The sequence below is a fragment of the Citrobacter sp. CFNIH10 genome, assembly GCF_002934585.1.
Lineage (GTDB): Bacteria > Pseudomonadota > Gammaproteobacteria > Enterobacterales > Enterobacteriaceae > Citrobacter_A > Citrobacter_A amalonaticus.
In genome coordinates this window covers 4,163,990-4,180,849 of the sequence record NZ_CP026216.1, presented here as the reverse complement: position 1 = coordinate 4,180,849, position 16,860 = coordinate 4,163,990, and the positions used below count along the sequence as shown (strand labels likewise).

The window sequence follows — 16,860 nt, the reverse complement described above, 5'->3', positions numbered from 1 at the left end:
AGCACGAAGACTCATGCGAATTCTGGCTATCGATACCGCCACAGAAGCCTGTTCTGTGGCGCTGTGGAACGACGGTACTCACTCTGCTCATTTTGAGCTTTGCCCACGAGAACATACTCAACGCATCCTGCCGATGGTGCAGGATATCCTTGCCGCTAACGGCACCTCTCTGACTGAACTCAATGCGCTGGCCTACGGGCGCGGGCCGGGCAGTTTTACTGGCGTGCGCATCGGAATTGGCATCGCCCAGGGGCTGGCGTTAGGTGCTGACCTGCCGATGATTGGCGTCTCCACGCTGGCGACAATGGCGCAGGGCGCATGGCGTAAAACCGGCGCGACTCGCGTTCTGGCGGCCATTGATGCGCGAATGGGCGAGGTCTACTGGGCCGAGTATCAGCGTGATGAAAAGGGCGTCTGGCACGGTGAAGAAACCGAGGCCGTGTTGAAGCCTGAGCAGGTCACCGAGCGCTTACAACAGCTTTCCGGCGAATGGGTGACTGTCGGGACGGGCTGGCCTGCCTGGCCTGAACTTGGCAAAGAGAGCGGACTGGCGCTGCGCGACGGTGACGTCCTGCTGCCCGCCGCGGAAGATATGTTGCCGATCGCCTGCCAGATGTTGGCTGACGGTAAAACCGTGGCGGTCGAACACGCGGAACCGGTTTATTTACGTAACAACGTGGCCTGGAAGAAACTTCCCGGAAAAGAGTGAATCTCAGTAGTATGACCCGTAAAACATCGGGTTAGCCGTTTGAGAAAAGGAGTCGCAGTATGGCGGTTCAAAAACAAGTTGTGAAAGGCCTGCTCGCGGGCGCCATCGCCCTCATGTTAAGCGGGTGCGTCACGGTTCCGGAGGCGATTAAGGGCTCCAGCCCCACGCCGCAGGACGATCTGGTGCGGGTGATGAATGCCCCGCAGCTGTATGTCGGACAGGAAGCGCGCTTTGGCGGTAAAGTGGTGGAGATTCAAAACCAGCAGGGAAAAACCCGTCTGGAAATTGCCACTGTTCCGCTCGATAGCGGGGCGCGGCCGATTCTGGGCGAACCGTCGCGTGGTCGTATATACGCCAATGTGAATGGCTTCCTCGACCCGGTTGATTTCCGGGGGCAACTGGTGACCGTCGTTGGGCCGATTACGGGTACCGTTGAAGGTAAAGTGGGTAGCACGCCGTACAAATTCATGACCATGGACGTGACGGGCTACAAACGCTGGCGGCTTGCTCAGCAGGTGGTGATGCCACCACAACCGATCGACCCGTGGTTCTACGGCGGGAGAGGCTGGCCGTATGGCTATGGCGGTTGGGGATGGTACAACCCTGGTCCTGCACAGGTTCAAACGATCGTCACAGAGTAACGCGTTGTATTATCAGTAAAAGAAACAGCGGCTGGTCCGCTGTTTCTGTTTTATTAACGTCATAACAAAAATAAATAGTGACGCGCTTCGCAACCTTTCAGTTGAGTAATTAATAAACTGGTACGCTGAGTTAATATTATGTTAACGACTTGTTTATTATCTGGGGTTGAGATGACGACGAACACTCATTTTAGAGGTGATGCAGTGAAGAAGGTTTGGTTAAACCGTTACCCCGCAGATGTGCCTGCGGAGATCAATCCTGACCGTTATCAATCCCTGGTGGAACTGTTTGAACATGCTGTCGCGCGTTATGCCGATCAGCCCGCGTTTATGAACATGGGGGAGGTAATGACCTTCCGCAAGCTGGAGGAGCGTAGCCGCGCCTTCTCAGCTTACCTGCAACAGGGGCTGGGGCTGAAAAAGGGCGACCGCGTCGCGCTGATGATGCCAAACCTGCTGCAATATCCGGTGGCGCTGTTTGGCATTTTGCGTGCCGGGATGATTGTGGTGAACGTCAACCCGCTTTATACCCCGCGTGAACTGGAGCATCAGTTAAACGACAGCGGCGCGGCGGCGATTGTGATTGTCTCCAACTTCGCCCATACCCTGGAAAAAGTGGTTGATAAAACCAGCGTTAAGCACGTCATTCTGACCCGTATGGGCGACCAGCTTTCCACGGCTAAAGGCACGCTGGTGAACTTCGTAGTGAAGTACATCAAACGACTGGTGCCGAAATATCATCTGCCGGATGCGATCTCTTTTCGCAGTGCGCTGCACGCCGGGTACCGTATGCAGTATGTTAAACCGGAAGTGGTTTCTGAGGACCTGGCGTTTTTACAGTACACCGGCGGAACGACCGGAGTGGCGAAAGGGGCGATGCTGACGCATCGCAATATGCTGGCTAACCTGGAGCAGGTGAAAGCCACTTACGGACCGCTTTTGCATCCGGGTAAAGAACTGGTGGTGACCGCGTTGCCGCTGTACCACATTTTTGCCCTGACCATGAACTGCCTGCTGTTTATCGAGCTGGGAGGGCAGAACCTGCTGATCACCAACCCGCGCGACATTCCGGGGCTGGTTAAAGAGCTGGCGAAGTATCCGTTTACCGCGATGACCGGCGTGAACACTTTGTTTAACGCCTTGCTGAACAATAAAGAGTTCCAGCAACTGGATTTCTCTTCGTTGCATCTTTCTGCGGGCGGCGGCATGCCAGTGCAACAGGCGGTGGCAGAACGCTGGGTAAAACTGACAGGACAGTATCTGCTTGAAGGGTATGGCCTGACCGAATGCGCGCCGCTGGTCAGCGTTAACCCGCACGATATTGATTATCACAGCGGCAGCATCGGCCTGCCAGTGCCATCGACCGAAGCCAAACTGGTGGACGATGACGACAACGAAGTGTCGCCGGATCAGCCGGGTGAACTGTGCGTGAAAGGGCCGCAGGTGATGCTGGGCTACTGGCAGCGTCCTGATGCGACCGATGAAATCATCAAAGACGGCTGGCTACACACCGGTGATATCGCAGTCATGGACGATGAAGGCTTCCTGCGCATTGTCGATCGTAAGAAAGATATGATTCTGGTCTCCGGATTTAACGTTTATCCGAACGAGATCGAAGATGTGGTGATGCAGCATCCGGGCGTGCTGGAAGTGGCTGCCGTCGGTGTTCCGTCCGGCAGCAGCGGCGAAGCGGTGAAGATTTTTGTGGTGAAAAAAGAGGCTTCACTCACCGAAGAGGCGCTGGTCACTTTCTGCCGCCGTCAGCTCACGGGCTATAAAGTCCCGAAACTGGTTGAATTCCGCGATGAACTGCCGAAATCAAACGTCGGCAAAATTTTACGTCGAGAATTGCGTGACGAAGCCCGTGCCAAAGTGGACAATAAGGGCTGAGCGTTAAGCAACACGTCAAACGCCGGGTGAATCCGGCGTGAGAGTGATCGCAAACCTTATGCCGATACCGGACAAGCCGAGATCACCTTATTAAAAACCAGGAAAATCAATTTATTGATTTTCGGCTGATAACCACAAAGAAGGAAAAACCACGCTTTTTTCTTCTTTGTCAGCAATCTGACGCCGGGTGAATCCGGCGTTTTTTTTGGCGTAAACCGAAGAGAATGCAATTTGAATTACCAAATGATCACCACTGACGACGCGCTGGCGACCCTGTGCGAAGCGGTCCGTGCGTTTCCTGCGATTGCCCTGGATACCGAATTTGTTCGTACCCGCACCTATTATCCGCAACTGGGCCTGATTCAGCTGTTTGACGGCGAACATGTCGCGCTGATTGATCCGCATGGCATTAGCGACTGGTCGCCGCTGAAAGCGATTCTGCGCGATACCGCCATCACCAAGTTTTTGCACGCGGGCAGTGAAGATCTGGAAGTCTTTCTGAATGCGTTTGGCGAACTGCCGCAGCCGCTGATCGATACCCAAATCCTGGCGGCATTTTGTGGTCGTCCCCTGTCGTGGGGTTTTGCATCAATGGTGGAAGAGTTCACCGGCGTGGCGCTGGATAAGAGCGAGTCACGTACCGACTGGCTGGCGCGTCCACTGACTGAGCGCCAGTGCGAATACGCGGCAGCCGACGTCTGGTATCTGTTACCGATTGCCGGGAAACTGATGGCGGAAACCGAGGCGGCGGGCTGGTTGCCTGCGGCGCTGGATGAGTGTCGTCTGATGCAAACCCGTCGTCAGGAGATCCTGGCACCGGAAGATGCCTGGCGCGAGATCACCAACGCCTGGCAGCTACGCACGCGTCAACTGGCCTGCCTGCAACTGCTTGCCGACTGGCGTCTGCGTAAAGCGCGTGAGCGCGATCTGGCTGTTAACTTCGTGGTTCGCGAAGAGCACCTGTGGTCCGTGGCGCGCTATATGCCCGGCAGCATGGGCGAACTCGACAGCCTGGGGCTTTCTGGCAGTGAAATTCGCTTCCACGGCAAAACGCTGCTCTCGCTGGTTGCCAAAGCGCAGGCGTTGCCGGAAGAGGCGCTGCCGGAACCGCTGCTGAATCTGATGGATATGCCGGGTTATCGCAAAGCGTTTAAGGCGATCAAGGCGCTGGTGACGGAAGTGAGTACGGAACATCACGTCAGCGCAGAGCTGCTGGCGTCACGTCGTCAGATCAACCAACTGCTCAACTGGCACTGGAAGTTAAAGCCGCAGACAACGGAACCTGAACTCATTTCCGGCTGGCGTGCGGCGTTAATGGCGACGAAGCTCAATACGCTACTGCAGGAATACCAGCAATAAGCGGCTGTTGCCGGATGTCATTAGCGGCATCCGGCACGATGGTTTTACGACTCTAACACCTTACAAATGGCATCACCGACCTGCTGCGTCGATGCGCTACCTTTCAGATCCGGCGTTTTAGGGCCAGTGGCAATGACGTGCTCAATCGCTGCCAGAATTCCGTCATGCGCGGCGGTGTACTTCGCTTCTCCTGCACCGAGGAAATCCAGCATCATCGCCCCCGCCCAGATGGTCGCAATCGGATTGGCGAGGTTTTTGCCATAAATATCCGGTGCGGAACCATGTACCGGTTCGAACAACGAGGGGAAGTTACGCTCAGGGTTCAGGTTAGCCGAGGGGGCAATGCCAATGGTGCCGGTACAGGCCGGACCGAGATCGGAAAGAATGTCGCCAAACAGATTCGAGGCGACCACCACATCGAAGCGCTCCGGCTGCATCACAAAACGGGCGCAAAGAATATCAATGTGCTGCTTGTCCCAGCGGATATCGGGGTAGTGCTGCGCCATGGCTTCTACGCGTGTATCCCAGAACGGCATACTGATTGCCAGACCATTGGATTTGGTCGCCGACGTCAGCGTCTTACGCGGGCGGCTTTGGGCTAATTCAAACGCATAGCGCAGAATACGATCCACGCCCCGACGGGTGAAAACGGACTCCTGGATGACCACTTCATGCTCAGTGCCTGGGTTGATATGTCCGCCCAGTGAAGAGTATTCCCCTTCAGTGTTTTCACGCACGACGTAGAAATCAATATCGCCAGGCTTCTTGCCGGCCAGCGGGCAGGGCACGCCGGGGAAGAGGCGAACCGGGCGCAGGTTCACATACTGATCGAATTCCCGACGGAATTTCAGCAGCGACCCCCACAGGGAAATATGGTCCGGAACCGTCTCCGGCCAGCCGACGGCGCCAAAGTAAATGGCGTCAAAGGAGGATAACTGTTCGCGCCAGTCATCCGGCATCATTTTCCCGTGCTCAAGGTAATAATCGCAACTGGCCCATTCGAACGTCTCAACGCTGAGCGACAGATCCCAACGTCTGGCGGCGGCCTGCAAAACGCGAATGCCTTCTGGCAGCACTTCCTTACCGATGCCATCACCAGCAATGGCGGCAATACGACAGGTTTTTTTCATACCAGTTCTCACTTGTAGGGTAGCAAAATTGACTTCCTCCTTATCCTATAATTGACTGATCCACAGTTAATCTCCCTAACTGGTGAAACATAAAACACAGATCATGAATAATCCTCCTCTGCTGACTGATTTACGCGTCTTTACGCTGGTCGCCCGTCGGGCGGGATTCGCTGCCGTCGCCCAGGAACTGGGGGTCTCACCCGCCTATGTCAGTAAACGCATTGCGCTGCTTGAACAGAACCTGAATGTGGTTCTGCTGCACCGCACCACGCGTCGCGTCACCATTACGGAAGAGGGTGAGCGCATCTATGAATGGGCGCAGCGTATTCTGCATGATGTCGATCAGATGATGGATGAACTCTCTGATGTCCGGCAGGTTCCGCAAGGGATGCTGCGCATCATCAGTAGCTTTGGTTTTGGTCGACAGGTGGTGGCTCCTGCGCTGTCCGCCCTGGCAAGACAGTATCCGCAACTGGAGTTGCGCTTTGATGTGGAAGACCGGCTGGTGGATTTAGCCAATGAAGGTGTCGATCTCGATATCCGTATTGGCGACGACATTGCGCCAAATTTGATCGCCCGCAAGCTGGGAACGAACTACCGAATCCTTTGTGCATCGCCGTCGTTCCTGGCACAGCACGGTACGCCAAAACAGCTTGCCGATCTTGCTACCTGTTCCTGCTTAGTGATCAAAGAGCGTGACCATCCCTTTGGGATCTGGCAATTGCAGAATAAAGAGGGGGAGCACGCCATTAAGGTGACCGGGCCGCTGTCATCGAATCATGGTGAGATTGTGCATCAGTGGTGTCTGGACGGACAGGGGATTGCGCTGCGCTCCTGGTGGGATGTCTGCGATAACATTGCCAGCGGTCATCTGGTGCATGTCCTGCCGGAGTATTACCAACCGGCCAATATCTGGGCGGTGTATGTTTCACGACTGGCGACGTCAGCCAAAGTGCGTATTACGGTGGAATTCTTACGCCACTATTTTGCCGAGCGCTATCCGGCATTCTCACTGAAATAAAGCGGGGGATAAGCGCTTCCCTTGGACTGGTGCATCCGTTAGCATATTGTTTCGCAGTTAAGCGAAAAAGTGGTTTCAGGAAGAAGAGGTTAACGTGTTTGCAGAGTATGGTGTACTGAATTATTGGACTTATCTGGTCGGGGCTATTTTTATTGTCCTGGTTCCGGGACCGAACACGATATTTGTGCTGAAAAACAGCGTCGGACGTGGAATGAAGGGCGGTTACCTTGCGGCAAGCGGGGTATTTATTGGTGACGCGGTGCTCATGTTTCTGGCGTATGCCGGGGTGGCGACGCTGATTAAAACGACGCCAGTGCTGTTTAATATCGTCCGCTATCTCGGTGCCTTTTACCTGCTTTATCTGGGCGCAAAAATCCTCTATACCACGCTTAAAGCAAAAAGCGGTGAGACAACTGAAGACGCGGTTCCCTTTGGCGCCATTTTTAAACGTGCGCTGGTATTGAGCCTGACGAACCCAAAAGCCATTCTGTTCTACGTCTCCTTTTTTGTGCAGTTTATTGATGTGAATGCGCCGCACGCGGGACTGTCATTCTTTATTTTAGCGATCACGCTTGAAGTGGTGAGCTTCTGCTACCTGAGCTTCCTGATTATCTCGGGCGCCTTTGTCACACAGTATATCCGTACTAAAAAGAAACTGGCGAAGATCGGAAACTCGCTGATTGGCCTGATTTTTGTCGGTTTCGCCGCACGGCTGGCGACCCTACAGTCGTAAGCCATGGAGCCCGCCATCGGCGGGTTTTTTATTGAGGTAAACGACAACAAAACAGCGTGTCATTGGCGGTTCACTTTTGAATAATCTCATGTAAAATCCGCACTTTATATTTCGTTCGCAGGATAATCGATGAAGTATCGTTCTGATATTGACGGCATAAGGGCGATTGCCGTATTGCTGGTGGTGTTATTTCACGCCGGATTTTCGCTATTTGCATCCGGTTTCATCGGGGTCGATATTTTCTTCGTCATTTCAGGCTTTCTCATCGTATCGATAATAAAAGACCGAATGGATGCGGGGCATTTCAGCTTTAGCGATTTTTATTTGCGTAGAATATGGCGATTGCAGCCAGCAATGCTGACAATGATGCTGCTGTGCGTTGTCATTGCGTCGCTATTCTGGTTGCCTGAAGATTATGCCTCTTTTCTCAAAAGCATAAAGCAGACGCTGCTGATTGTCTCAAACCGCTATTTTGGCGATGAAACAACCGCCTATGCAGCGCCTGATTCAAACGCCATGCTGTTGCTTCACACCTGGTCTTTATCCATCGAGTGGCAATGGTATGTCTTTTTTCCGGTAATCTATTACGTCATCCGTAAAAAAACGCACGAACGGGCGCTTAACTATCTGGCGCCATTGCTGACGATTGCAGGCATCTATATCGCCTGGCACTACTCAGGTGCGCATCCGACGAAAACGTATTATTTCTTCGCCTCCCGACTCTTTGAGTTCATGCTCGGTGCATAGACTCAACCAAGATGATCCAGTAGGGATATCCGGGATTAGATTGGATTACACGGAATCGTGTGAGAGGAAAACCAGATTTGGCAAGGGATTGAGCTAGGTGAACTGCTCTATGCGCCGCGACGCGTCAAAAAAATTAAAGCGATCCACTTTTTACTGATTGGCAGATAACACGATCCATTTTACCTTGTATTAAATTACGCGTTAAAAGCCTTTAAAGATAATTCCAATTTTAACTTAACAGGTCTACTCACCACGTCTGCAACGGAGGACAGGTCAGAGTACCGATAAGCCAGCCAATGAAAGCCATCAGCCAGCTTTCTTACCATGCGTGCTTACATGTGGCGCAGGGTTCGCATTCTCAGTGGAATGACCTCGGCGCAAAATCTCTTTTTCGCCCTGAGTTTTAGTGGTGAGCACATCTGAAAATAAAGCATTAACACCATGACGTTGGTATTGAGAGATAATCAATTGTTTTTCTTCCGTTTTAAGACTTTCAAAAATAATCCCCCACCACTTCAATAATTCAGATTCATTAACCTCGTCCTTTTTGACGAGATCATCCTCACTCCCACTTATAAGCCAACTAATTGATTTTCCTGTTGATTCTGATAACGCATGCATTTTGTCAATACCAGGATAAGTGTTACCACTCATATACTTACGTATAGTTGCCTCGCTAATCCCACATCTTTTAGCAAATGAGTTCACGGACTCTTTCCCAATTGCAGCCTTCAGCCTCTCTCCAAAACGATTTATTCCTCCCGATAGAATAGTATCGGATGTATTTTCGACCAAAAAGTCACCGCTTTTTCTGTATGTGTCTGTCATGCAATAAAATTCCTTTCTTAAAAAACACCCCTCAAAATAAATCAAATAGGACGAATTTAACTTTACATTCGTACTATTTGATCGTATCTTTACTCTCGAACCGGTAACGCCTTTCGGTTGCCGGAACCGGTAAACATTTAAGGATCGCAGAATGCAGACAAAAAACCAAGACTGGCATGCAGAGGATATTAAAGCTGCTGTCCGTAAGCGCGGGACGACATTCAGCCGGCTTTCCCGTGAAGCCGGTCTGAAGTCAGACAGCCTGCGCAATGTGCTTCGTTTCCACTGCAAAAAGTACGAGGCCATTGTGGCTGGTGTGATTGGCGTCGAACCTGGTGAAATCTGGCCCAGCCGTTACTCAAAAGGAGCTGAATCACAGGGAGGATTGCATGATTGATTTATGGGTCACGGTCCAGGACTGTTGTGGTGTCGCCGGATTACCAGCCGGTGCGCCAAACGTTCGCCGGAAACTGGAAAGTTTTGTTGCAGGCAATGAAACGCTGACCCGCAAACGTGCGGGTAGCAAGGCGGTTGAGTTTAATGTGTGTGCTTTCCCTGCACATATCCGGGCTGAAGTGTTGCTCCGCCATAATCAGATTGAAACCTCTGCCGGCGTTATTCAGTTGCCTGAAAAACAGGTTGATCCTGCCCGCCAGAAGCTCTGGAGAAACTGGGAACGTGCCGGCGCAGCCCAGCGTGAACAGGCGCAGGAGCGGGTAAAAGCCGTTATTCTGATGACCGAACTGGTTAACAGCGGCCTTGGCGTTCGTCAGTCAGCAACGCTGGCGGGTAAACAGCTCAGTGTCTCTGAAAATACCCTGCGTACCTGGTATCGCCGGACCCGCAACCACCCGCGCAATGACTGGGGACCGGCTCTGCTGGATACCCGTATCACGTCCGGTTCAGCCTGTGTGCGTAAAGCGGATTTCGACGAGGAAGCATGGGAGTGGATCAAGACGGATTACCTGCGACTGGAGCAGCCCGCGCTGACCGCCTGTTACCAGCGGCTGGAAAAGAAAGCACAGGAAACCGGCTGGGTGATCCCGTCATACGATACCGTCAGTCGCCGCATTAAAGAAATCCCGGTGGAAGCCCGCGTGCTGCTGCGCGAAGGGGAATATGCGCTTTCCCAGCTTTACCCGTCGCAACGACGGACTGTCGCCAATATGAGCGCCGGTGAATGGCTGAACGGTGACGGCTACAAGCACAATGTGTGGGTTATCTGGCACAACGGCGAGGAATGCCGCCCTAAAACATGGTTCTGGCAGGATGTGTACAGCCGTAAGATTGTAGGCTACTACACCGACATCAGCGAAAACACGGATGCCATTCGCTATTCCCTGCTGGACGTGATCGACAAGTACGGTCGTCCACAGCATATCACCATCGATAACACCCGCGCAGCGGCGAACAAGTCCCTGACGGCCGGCGTTCCTAACCGCTATCGCTTCAAAGTGCGCGATGACGATCCCATCGGGATTATTCCTATGCTGGGGATTGACCTGCACTGGACTACCGTCGAATACGGTCACGGTAACGGTCAGGCAAAACCCGTTGAACGCGCATTTAACGCCGGTGGTGTCGGTGAATATGTCGATAAACACCCCGCCTGTGCCGGAGCCTGGACGGGTCCGAACCCGACGGCCAAGCCGGATTACCAGTACAAAAAAAATGTGCGCGGCAATAAAACCCGCCCCATTCCGGTAGAAACCTTCCTGCAGGCGCTGGATGACGGTATCGCAATGTGGAATGCCATTGTCGGTCGTGAAACCGAAATATGCGGCGGGAAGCTGTCATTTGATCAGGCTTTTGCAGCCAGCTACGGGCAGCGCATCCATCAGTTCTTGCCACAGGAACAGCTGCGCATGCTGATGCTGTGCTCAGAGGCGACCACAGTCCGCCGTGACGGCACGTTTACCCTTAAATCTGGCGGTCAGATCCAGAACCAGGAAAACGTCTATAAGGCAGAGGCCCTGCTGGGTGCGCCGGTCAAAAAAGTCGTGGTGCGCTTTGATCCACGCAACCTGCACGGTGATGTTTTTTGCTATGACCTGGACGGGAACTATATCTGTCAGGCGACCTGCGATGTTGCTGCAGCCTTTGGCGATACTCAGGCAGCCCGCGAACATAAGCGACTCAAAACACAGAAAATCAAGGCCGCGAAGAAAGTGGCAAAAGCACAGACGCAGATGGATATCCTGGAGCTTTCAGAGCTTATGGCAAAACCCGACGCGCCGGCGACCGTTTCCCGACCTGTTGTGGCCTTTCCGGTGTCAGGAAATACCGTCAGAAAACCGCAGCCGGTAACAGAGGAACAACAGGATAACAGTGCATTTAATGATTATATGGAGAGCGTATATCAGCAGCAGTTAATGAAATAAAAAAGACGGTCTTGCCGGACCGTCAGTTAAATAAAAACAACCTGTTTCAAAAAAGGATAAATGATATGACAACTGAAATCCACACGAATATTGATACTGTTCGCGAGCATATTCTTGTACTGAAAAATGATGGTGCTGTAATGGCGGATATTGCCCGCGAATCCGGCGTCAGCGCTTCCCGTCTGTCCCAGTTCCTGAGTGGAACCTATCGTGGTAACAGCCAGATTGTCGCGGATGCGCTGGCAGCGTGGCTCGACAACTGCAACACCGAACGTAATTCACTGCCGGTGATGCCGGAATTTGTGGAAACACCGACCGTTAAAAATATCTGGGGCGCGTTCCAGTATGCCCAGCTGACTCAGAGTATTGCAGTCGTCTATGGCAATCCGGGCCTGAGCAAAACCACCGCACGGGACCGCTTTGTTGCATCCCGTCCTAACGTCTGGACATTCACGGTATCCCGTTCCAGCGTTAAGGTTGCTGGTTGCCTTTATGCCATCGCGCAGGCTATTGGCGTGAAAGAGCCACAGGTCTATCGTCCTGACTTTCTTTACCGTCAGGTGCGCGACGAGCTTAAGGGCAAAAAAGGGCTGATTATTGTCGATGAAGCCGACCGGCTGGGCTATGAGACGCTGGAAGAGTTGCGCATCCTCCAGGAAGAGTCTCAGGTCGGTCTGGTACTGATTGGTAACCATCGTGTATACAAGCGCCTGACAGGCAACCAGAGCCGTGACGTTGATTTTGCACGTCTTTTCTCCCGCATAGCGAAACGGGTTGTCATTGAAACTGCCACTCAGGCGGATATTGACGCCATCGCTGACGCCTGCGGGCTGGATAAGGATGCCCGGCAGGTTATCAACTGGATAGCCCGCCAGCCTGGCGCACTGCGCATGGTGTTCTATTCCCTGCAGCTTGCTTCCACGAAGGCGCTGGCAATGAGTGAGGCGTTAACAACCTCGCATATTATCGCCGCCATCAAAGACCTCGGATGTGAATATAAGGGGTAATTATCATGAATAAAGAGAACATAGGCCGGGAGAAAAAGTAATGTTTCCTGAACTGATTTCGACACACATGCAACAGATTATGGCGACTGAAGCCATGCTGAATCAAAAGGGATGCCATGTTCAGTCGTTTAGCCTGACAAGAGCACGACCAGTGCTGAAGGTGTTATGTCCCCCAGTCGAACTGCTCAACAGTGCTGTGCGTATTGTCGAGCGTAATAACAGCGGCTCCCGTTCATTATGGGTAGCCAGTTTCAATGGCTGCCGGATTATCTGGCGCTGAGGAGTCAAAATGGCAAAAATTATTTTTACAGTGACCACCAAGGAAGTGTTCTCCGAAGGTTCTCAGGTCAAAGAGGTTGTAGACGTTAATGTGCAGATGGAAGGTGTGAACTATGAATCCCCAAATGCTGCCGATCACATAGCCAGTATTATTAACAGAATGTCGGAACGGATTATTAAGGCTGCAAATATTCATTATATGAATGAATGGAAAGCACGTTCCGGGAATACAGAATCAAACACCACTCATTAAGGCAAAACAGATGAATAATTCAAATACCGTACCCGCGGGCTACCGCACTAATGCCCAGGGACATTTAATCCCTGAATCTCAGGTCAAGCCTGTGGATAAGCTGCGTGATGAAGTTGTCATGCTGATCGTCGCGGCTGCACATCAGCAGCGTCAGGCGCTGGCCGCGTTCAAACTGGAGTCAATGCAGAGAATCGCCGACTTTACCGACCTTTCAGCCTCGGAGTATGGCGTGGAATACGGCGGTACGAAGGGCAATGTGACCCTGGTGAGCTTCGATGGCCGTTACAAACTCATTCGCGCTGTCGGTGAACATCGTGTGTTTGATGAACGCATTCAGGCAGCTAAAAAGCTGATTGATGACTGTATCAGTGAGTGGTCTGTCGGCGCTAATGAGAAGATTATGGCAATGATTGATCATGCTTTTCGGGTCAACAAACAGGGCAAAATTGATATCAACCAGGTACTGGGTCTGCGCCAGCTGAATATTGACGATGCCAAATGGAATGAAGCAATGGATGCCATTGCTGATGCAATTCAGGTGACGGGCACCAGTCAGTATTTGCGTATTTATGAGCGTCAGACGGATGGTAACTATCAGCAAATCTCGCTGGATTTAGCCAGACTCTGATTATTAGTTAATTAACTCTGATTTTTATTTCGGCGCTTGCGTCAGGGCTTCGCTCGCGCCGTATCCACAAAAAGGAATATTAAATGAGCGAACAACAATTAATTTCGATGATTATCGACCTGAAATCCTGGCATCAAAACCGCGTTGATAAATGCCAGATGATCATTGATGAAAAAGATGCCGATATTCGCCTGGATATGGGAGAAAGCGGCGTTATGGAGTTTGAGGCTGACACCAAAGAAGCACGTTTCATCAGAATTGGTGTCCAGCTGGCACTCCTCCAGTTCCAGCCTTTCCCCATCACCATGAAACCGGAGGATGACGATATGGAGGATGAAGACGATGAATAAGCCTCTTGTTTTCGACGCAGCGCTGGCGCTATGGGGCTATGACCGTCAGGTCCTGGCTACCGCTGAAGAATGTAACGAACTGGCCGCTGTCTGCACCCGTTTTGTTACCCACAAGGCCAACGGGAATCGTATCGCGGAAGAAGCTGCCGACGTGGAGATCATGATTGAACAGCTCCGCCACAACGGGATGAACGACATGATTGATCATCATAAAACCCGAAAGCTGGCGCGTCTCTCGCAGCGTGTTGGCGTGGAATGCCCGGCAGTATCACCTTCCAGTCCGTCAGTCTCTTCCCTGCTGGAGGAAGCGCTGGAACAGCTGGAGCTGGCACAGGCGCTTTACTTGGACAAAGTGACCAGCAAGCGTCTGGCCGCAGCCAGAACGCGTAGTTGTATCGCCGCGCTGATGCAGGCGGCACAGGGCATGGTTCGCGAGCAACAGCAGGCAGAAAGCCGTCAGGGAGAAAGAGCATGATAGACAGCATCAAATCCGTACTTACGGAAAAAGGCGAAATGACCTGCCTGCAACTGGTTAGCGTTACGGGTAAAAGTGCCCAGGAACTGATTTCCGTCCTTCGTCAAGCCGTGGACGGTGGAGAACTGTCGGAGCGCAACGGTTTTTATGCGCTTACCTCGTCGGACGGTACGGTATCCCGTCGCTGCTCTTATAAATGGGTTGAGGGAGCTGTGTTGCCTGAATGGGTTGTGAATCTGGCAACCGGTATTCGTTCATGTGAGACCGTTTTTGTGATCGCTGAAACTGATTCATGGCTGCAACAGCAGGGTTTTCCCCAGTTTGTCACTGCGCTGATTGATGTCCGGTTAATGCACATTCAGTGCTGGTCCACTGGCAGGATTATTGATGCTCACGTTCTTCGGTATCTGCCACTCGATACGGGGGCAATCCTGTGAACATATTACTGGGCATCATTATTTACCTTATTTTCGTGTTTTTAACGTACCTGCTGGTTTCCACTCTTGATGGCAAATACAGCCACGAGAAGCCGGAAGATTCTGTCAACGCCTGGGTATTCGGTATTGCATGGCCTTTTACACTGCTGCTTGGACTTGGGCTGCTCATGATGTGGGCTGCAATTGACTGGTGGGATCATCTTTACCACAAGGTTAAAAAAGGATATTTCGGGGGCCGAAAATGAGCGAAGAAATGCAGCGTTATGACGATGAAATCAAATGGCGGAATGACGCAATTAACTGCCTCATCCGGGCTATTAATGGTCTTGAGCTGAATGCGGAAGAAGAATTTCTCCCTGAAATGATTCAGGATGCGATCCAGACAGTCCGCAGTCAGCGGCATACGGTTCTGATCCTGTCTGCCCGTCAGATTCTCGAAGCAGCAGAGTTTGCCGGGCTGGATGTTTGTGTTGACCCTGTAAACGATGAGCTTGACGAAGAATACTGTATCCGAACCGGCATGATTGCAGCCAGCCCAAACGAAGGGCTGGAGCCGTATGAGGGGCCGCTTATTGAATCCCTTCTGTATCCAGAAGAAGGCGCTGTGCCGCTGTCAGGGGAGCAACCGTTTAAAGAGTATGAGCCGGTTATTGATGAAGGTTTCCTGCGTCAGGCTGCGCAGTGTAACGGCTGGCCTGGTGAACTTGCGTCCCGCCTTCTGGTAGCGGCTGAAATTGGTCAGTGGATTGTTGGCGAAGACACCGGCTTAAGCAGCCTGACAATGGCATCTATATGGCTTGGTGCTAAATCCGGGCAGTTCAGTTTCCCGCGCGATCCTTCGGACTTCGGTCGCTGCTGGCGACTGGTTGAACAAATACCGGCTATTCGCGACGCTTTTCCCCGTATTGGTGCTATCTACCCTCCGATAGCCCCCTATCTTGAGCACTGGGAAGAGCTTTCCTTCCTTTATAAGACAGCGCTTGATCGCGGCACTGGTAAAGCGCCAGAGCTTTATCAGCGGATGATTACCTTACGGGGAGATAAATAATGCCGATTTCAAAAGAACAATGGGACGGTATCCTGAATACCCTCAGCGGTTTGTATGGCGAGGTCGAATTCAGACTGCCATCCGGGGAAGATATTACCGTTAATAAAAGGTTTATTGCCGAGAATAAAATGGCCTTAATTGTCTGGGTTAACGGGGAGCGCAGTGCGGCATGGGGTTTACCTACGCATGAACAGTTTCGGCCATTGGTAAAGCATGTCTGGCGTCGGCAGACTCGCAGACCTGGAGCCTCGGTTATCCGTAAAATATCAAAGATGAAAGGTGGTAAGCGATGGTTAAAGCAGAAAGAAAATGCCCACCTGTTTGATGTGGTCGAGTATTGGGTGTGTTATTTCAACTCCGCAGCCTCCCTGGTTCGCCAGTACCGCAAAATTGAGGGGCTGGAGCTTTTAACTCCCCTCAGCGAGGTAATGAAAGATGCGGGCTAACACTATTAAACTGATCCATGTAGCCCGGCGTTCGCTCGGCCTTGATGATGAGACATACCGTTCCATGCTGGCTTCGGTTGTGCCGGGCAAACACAGTTGCCGGGATATGAACGATACACAGCTGAAAAAGGTGCTTGAAACGATGAAAAAACGGGGTTTTAACCCTGTATCAAAAGCAAAGCCGAAGGTTTCGGGAGGTATTGCCGGTAAAATCCGGGCGATCTGGTCTGTGATGTATCGTCAGGGTTTTGTAACCCGAAACGATGACGCGGCGCTGGATGCATATGTCAGGCGTATCACCCGGCTCAGGAACGGCGGCGAAGGCGTGGCAAAACTGGTGTGGCTTCGTGAAGAACATGCGCTGGTTGTGCTGGAAACCCTCAAAAAGTGGCATATGCGATGCATGCTCGAACAAATACCCGACAATGGTATCAAGCCTACATATGACCGCACATGTGAGCGTTATCTGTCTATGTTATTAAATAAAAAGGGGTAAAC

22 protein-coding genes are annotated in these 16,860 nt (G+C 52.1%); 20 read left to right on the top strand and 2 right to left on the bottom strand.

Annotated elements, in window-relative coordinates; translation table 11 throughout:
* Positions 1 to 13 precede the first annotated feature (13 nt).
* The 4 genes from tsaB to rnd all read left to right on the top strand — a co-directional run bounded on the left by tsaB (position 14) and on the right by rnd (position 4,599).
* A complete protein-coding gene (gene tsaB, locus C2U53_RS24105; RefSeq protein WP_044257648.1) occupies positions 14 to 709 on the top strand; it encodes a tRNA (adenosine(37)-N6)-threonylcarbamoyltransferase complex dimerization subunit type 1 TsaB in 696 nt (231 codons plus the stop codon).
* 59 nt (positions 710 to 768) lie between these two features.
* Positions 769 to 1,350: a Slp family lipoprotein gene (locus C2U53_RS24100; protein ID WP_044264737.1), complete on the top strand. Its 582-nt coding sequence runs from the start codon at positions 769 to 771 to the stop codon at positions 1,348 to 1,350.
* A gap of 204 nt (positions 1,351 to 1,554) precedes the next feature.
* On the top strand, positions 1,555 to 3,240 hold the full coding sequence (fadD, locus tag C2U53_RS24095) for a long-chain-fatty-acid--CoA ligase FadD (RefSeq protein WP_061070023.1): 1,686 nt from the start codon (positions 1,555 to 1,557) through the stop codon (positions 3,238 to 3,240).
* Between the two features lie 231 nt (positions 3,241 to 3,471).
* The gene (gene rnd / locus C2U53_RS24090; RefSeq protein ID WP_104446570.1) at positions 3,472 to 4,599 is read left to right on the top strand and encodes a ribonuclease D; all 1,128 of its coding nucleotides are present in this window, start codon (positions 3,472 to 3,474) and stop codon (positions 4,597 to 4,599) included.
* A 44-nt stretch (positions 4,600 to 4,643) separates the two neighbouring features.
* Here the strand turns inward: rnd and C2U53_RS24085 are convergent, their stop codons facing one another.
* The gene (locus tag C2U53_RS24085; protein ID WP_043000420.1) at positions 4,644 to 5,729 is read right to left on the bottom strand and encodes a tartrate dehydrogenase; all 1,086 of its coding nucleotides are present in this window, start codon (positions 5,727 to 5,729) and stop codon (positions 4,644 to 4,646) included.
* Between the two features lie 103 nt (positions 5,730 to 5,832).
* Between C2U53_RS24085 and C2U53_RS24080 the strand changes: the two genes are divergently transcribed.
* From C2U53_RS24080 to C2U53_RS24070, 3 genes are all read left to right on the top strand, one after another.
* The gene (locus C2U53_RS24080) at positions 5,833 to 6,750 is read left to right on the top strand and encodes a LysR family transcriptional regulator (RefSeq protein ID WP_043000421.1); all 918 of its coding nucleotides are present in this window, start codon (positions 5,833 to 5,835) and stop codon (positions 6,748 to 6,750) included.
* 94 nt (positions 6,751 to 6,844) lie between these two features.
* Positions 6,845 to 7,483 (top strand): leucine efflux protein LeuE, encoded by a 639-nt coding sequence (leuE, locus tag C2U53_RS24075; protein WP_104446569.1) that lies wholly within the window; start codon positions 6,845 to 6,847, stop codon positions 7,481 to 7,483.
* Between the two features lie 129 nt (positions 7,484 to 7,612).
* Positions 7,613 to 8,230 carry an acyltransferase gene (locus C2U53_RS24070; RefSeq protein ID WP_104446568.1) on the top strand — a complete coding sequence of 206 codons (618 nt, stop codon included), beginning with the start codon at positions 7,613 to 7,615 and terminating at the stop codon, positions 8,228 to 8,230.
* A 306-nt stretch (positions 8,231 to 8,536) separates the two neighbouring features.
* On the opposite strand, the gene C2U53_RS24065 is transcribed toward C2U53_RS24070, so the two are convergent.
* Positions 8,537 to 9,058 (bottom strand): helix-turn-helix domain-containing protein, encoded by a 522-nt coding sequence (locus C2U53_RS24065; RefSeq protein WP_104446567.1) that lies wholly within the window; start codon positions 9,056 to 9,058, stop codon positions 8,537 to 8,539.
* A 151-nt stretch (positions 9,059 to 9,209) separates the two neighbouring features.
* Here C2U53_RS24065 and C2U53_RS24060 point away from each other — a divergent pair, with 151 nt between their 5' ends.
* From C2U53_RS24060 to C2U53_RS24000, 13 genes are all read left to right on the top strand, one after another.
* Entirely contained in the window at positions 9,210 to 9,455 is a 246-nt protein-coding gene (locus C2U53_RS24060; RefSeq protein WP_104446566.1) for a helix-turn-helix domain-containing protein, read from the top strand.
* The gene (locus C2U53_RS24055; protein WP_246876136.1) at positions 9,448 to 11,439 is read left to right on the top strand and encodes a transposase domain-containing protein; all 1,992 of its coding nucleotides are present in this window, start codon (positions 9,448 to 9,450) and stop codon (positions 11,437 to 11,439) included. The genes C2U53_RS24060 and C2U53_RS24055 overlap by 8 nt, the downstream gene beginning before the upstream one ends.
* A gap of 65 nt (positions 11,440 to 11,504) precedes the next feature.
* Complete coding sequence (locus C2U53_RS24050) at positions 11,505 to 12,446, top strand: AAA family ATPase (protein WP_104446565.1); 942 nt, start codon at positions 11,505 to 11,507, stop codon at positions 12,444 to 12,446.
* Positions 12,447 to 12,486: 40 nt separating this feature from the next.
* Entirely contained in the window at positions 12,487 to 12,726 is a 240-nt protein-coding gene (locus tag C2U53_RS24045; RefSeq protein WP_233479558.1) for a hypothetical protein, read from the top strand.
* 9 nt (positions 12,727 to 12,735) lie between these two features.
* On the top strand, positions 12,736 to 12,978 hold the full coding sequence (locus tag C2U53_RS24040) for a hypothetical protein (protein ID WP_104446564.1): 243 nt from the start codon (positions 12,736 to 12,738) through the stop codon (positions 12,976 to 12,978).
* 10 nt (positions 12,979 to 12,988) lie between these two features.
* On the top strand, positions 12,989 to 13,606 hold the full coding sequence (locus C2U53_RS24035; RefSeq protein ID WP_104446563.1) for a DUF3164 family protein: 618 nt from the start codon (positions 12,989 to 12,991) through the stop codon (positions 13,604 to 13,606).
* A gap of 83 nt (positions 13,607 to 13,689) precedes the next feature.
* Entirely contained in the window at positions 13,690 to 13,956 is a 267-nt protein-coding gene (locus C2U53_RS24030) for a hypothetical protein (RefSeq protein WP_104446562.1), read from the top strand.
* Positions 13,949 to 14,431 carry a hypothetical protein gene (locus C2U53_RS24025; RefSeq protein WP_104446561.1) on the top strand — a complete coding sequence of 161 codons (483 nt, stop codon included), beginning with the start codon at positions 13,949 to 13,951 and terminating at the stop codon, positions 14,429 to 14,431. The genes C2U53_RS24030 and C2U53_RS24025 overlap by 8 nt, the downstream gene beginning before the upstream one ends.
* A complete protein-coding gene (locus C2U53_RS24020) occupies positions 14,428 to 14,868 on the top strand; it encodes a hypothetical protein (protein WP_104446560.1) in 441 nt (146 codons plus the stop codon). The genes C2U53_RS24025 and C2U53_RS24020 overlap by 4 nt, the downstream gene beginning before the upstream one ends.
* On the top strand, positions 14,865 to 15,113 hold the full coding sequence (locus C2U53_RS24015) for a hypothetical protein (protein WP_104446559.1): 249 nt from the start codon (positions 14,865 to 14,867) through the stop codon (positions 15,111 to 15,113). The genes C2U53_RS24020 and C2U53_RS24015 overlap by 4 nt, the downstream gene beginning before the upstream one ends.
* Positions 15,110 to 15,916 (top strand): hypothetical protein, encoded by an 807-nt coding sequence (locus C2U53_RS24010; RefSeq protein ID WP_104446558.1) that lies wholly within the window; start codon positions 15,110 to 15,112, stop codon positions 15,914 to 15,916. Before C2U53_RS24015 ends, C2U53_RS24010 begins: the two co-directional genes overlap by 4 nt.
* The gene (locus tag C2U53_RS24005) at positions 15,916 to 16,362 is read left to right on the top strand and encodes a hypothetical protein (protein ID WP_104446557.1); all 447 of its coding nucleotides are present in this window, start codon (positions 15,916 to 15,918) and stop codon (positions 16,360 to 16,362) included. The genes C2U53_RS24010 and C2U53_RS24005 overlap by 1 nt, the downstream gene beginning before the upstream one ends.
* Positions 16,352 to 16,858 (top strand): gp16 family protein, encoded by a 507-nt coding sequence (locus C2U53_RS24000; RefSeq protein WP_104446556.1) that lies wholly within the window; start codon positions 16,352 to 16,354, stop codon positions 16,856 to 16,858. Before C2U53_RS24005 ends, C2U53_RS24000 begins: the two co-directional genes overlap by 11 nt.
* Positions 16,859 to 16,860 lie beyond the last annotated feature (2 nt).

Excerpts from the sequence above, each read along its gene's own strand:
- C2U53_RS24020 (WP_104446560.1), top strand. The coding sequence starts at position 14,428 with ATGATAGACAGCATCAAATCCGTACTTACGGAAAAAGGCGAAATGACC.
- C2U53_RS24005 (WP_104446557.1), top strand. The coding sequence starts at position 15,916 with ATGCCGATTTCAAAAGAACAATGGGACGGTATCCTGAATACCCTCAGC.
- C2U53_RS24010 (WP_104446558.1), top strand. The coding sequence starts at position 15,110 with ATGAGCGAAGAAATGCAGCGTTATGACGATGAAATCAAATGGCGGAAT.
- C2U53_RS24065 (WP_104446567.1), bottom strand. The coding sequence starts at position 9,058 with ATGACAGACACATACAGAAAAAGCGGTGACTTTTTGGTCGAAAATACA.
- C2U53_RS24060 (WP_104446566.1), top strand. The coding sequence starts at position 9,210 with ATGCAGACAAAAAACCAAGACTGGCATGCAGAGGATATTAAAGCTGCT.
- C2U53_RS24085 (WP_043000420.1), bottom strand. The coding sequence starts at position 5,729 with ATGAAAAAAACCTGTCGTATTGCCGCCATTGCTGGTGATGGCATCGGT.
- C2U53_RS24080 (WP_043000421.1), top strand. The coding sequence starts at position 5,833 with ATGAATAATCCTCCTCTGCTGACTGATTTACGCGTCTTTACGCTGGTC.
- C2U53_RS24000 (WP_104446556.1), top strand. The coding sequence starts at position 16,352 with ATGCGGGCTAACACTATTAAACTGATCCATGTAGCCCGGCGTTCGCTC.
- C2U53_RS24050 (WP_104446565.1), top strand. The coding sequence starts at position 11,505 with ATGACAACTGAAATCCACACGAATATTGATACTGTTCGCGAGCATATT.
- C2U53_RS24035 (WP_104446563.1), top strand. The coding sequence starts at position 12,989 with ATGAATAATTCAAATACCGTACCCGCGGGCTACCGCACTAATGCCCAG.
- C2U53_RS24100 (WP_044264737.1), top strand. The coding sequence starts at position 769 with ATGGCGGTTCAAAAACAAGTTGTGAAAGGCCTGCTCGCGGGCGCCATC.
- C2U53_RS24025 (WP_104446561.1), top strand. The coding sequence starts at position 13,949 with ATGAATAAGCCTCTTGTTTTCGACGCAGCGCTGGCGCTATGGGGCTAT.
- C2U53_RS24045 (WP_233479558.1), top strand. The coding sequence starts at position 12,487 with ATGTTTCCTGAACTGATTTCGACACACATGCAACAGATTATGGCGACT.
- C2U53_RS24040 (WP_104446564.1), top strand. The coding sequence starts at position 12,736 with ATGGCAAAAATTATTTTTACAGTGACCACCAAGGAAGTGTTCTCCGAA.
- tsaB (WP_044257648.1), top strand. The coding sequence starts at position 14 with ATGCGAATTCTGGCTATCGATACCGCCACAGAAGCCTGTTCTGTGGCG.
- C2U53_RS24030 (WP_104446562.1), top strand. The coding sequence starts at position 13,690 with ATGAGCGAACAACAATTAATTTCGATGATTATCGACCTGAAATCCTGG.
- C2U53_RS24070 (WP_104446568.1), top strand. The coding sequence starts at position 7,613 with ATGAAGTATCGTTCTGATATTGACGGCATAAGGGCGATTGCCGTATTG.
- C2U53_RS24055 (WP_246876136.1), top strand. The coding sequence starts at position 9,448 with ATGATTGATTTATGGGTCACGGTCCAGGACTGTTGTGGTGTCGCCGGA.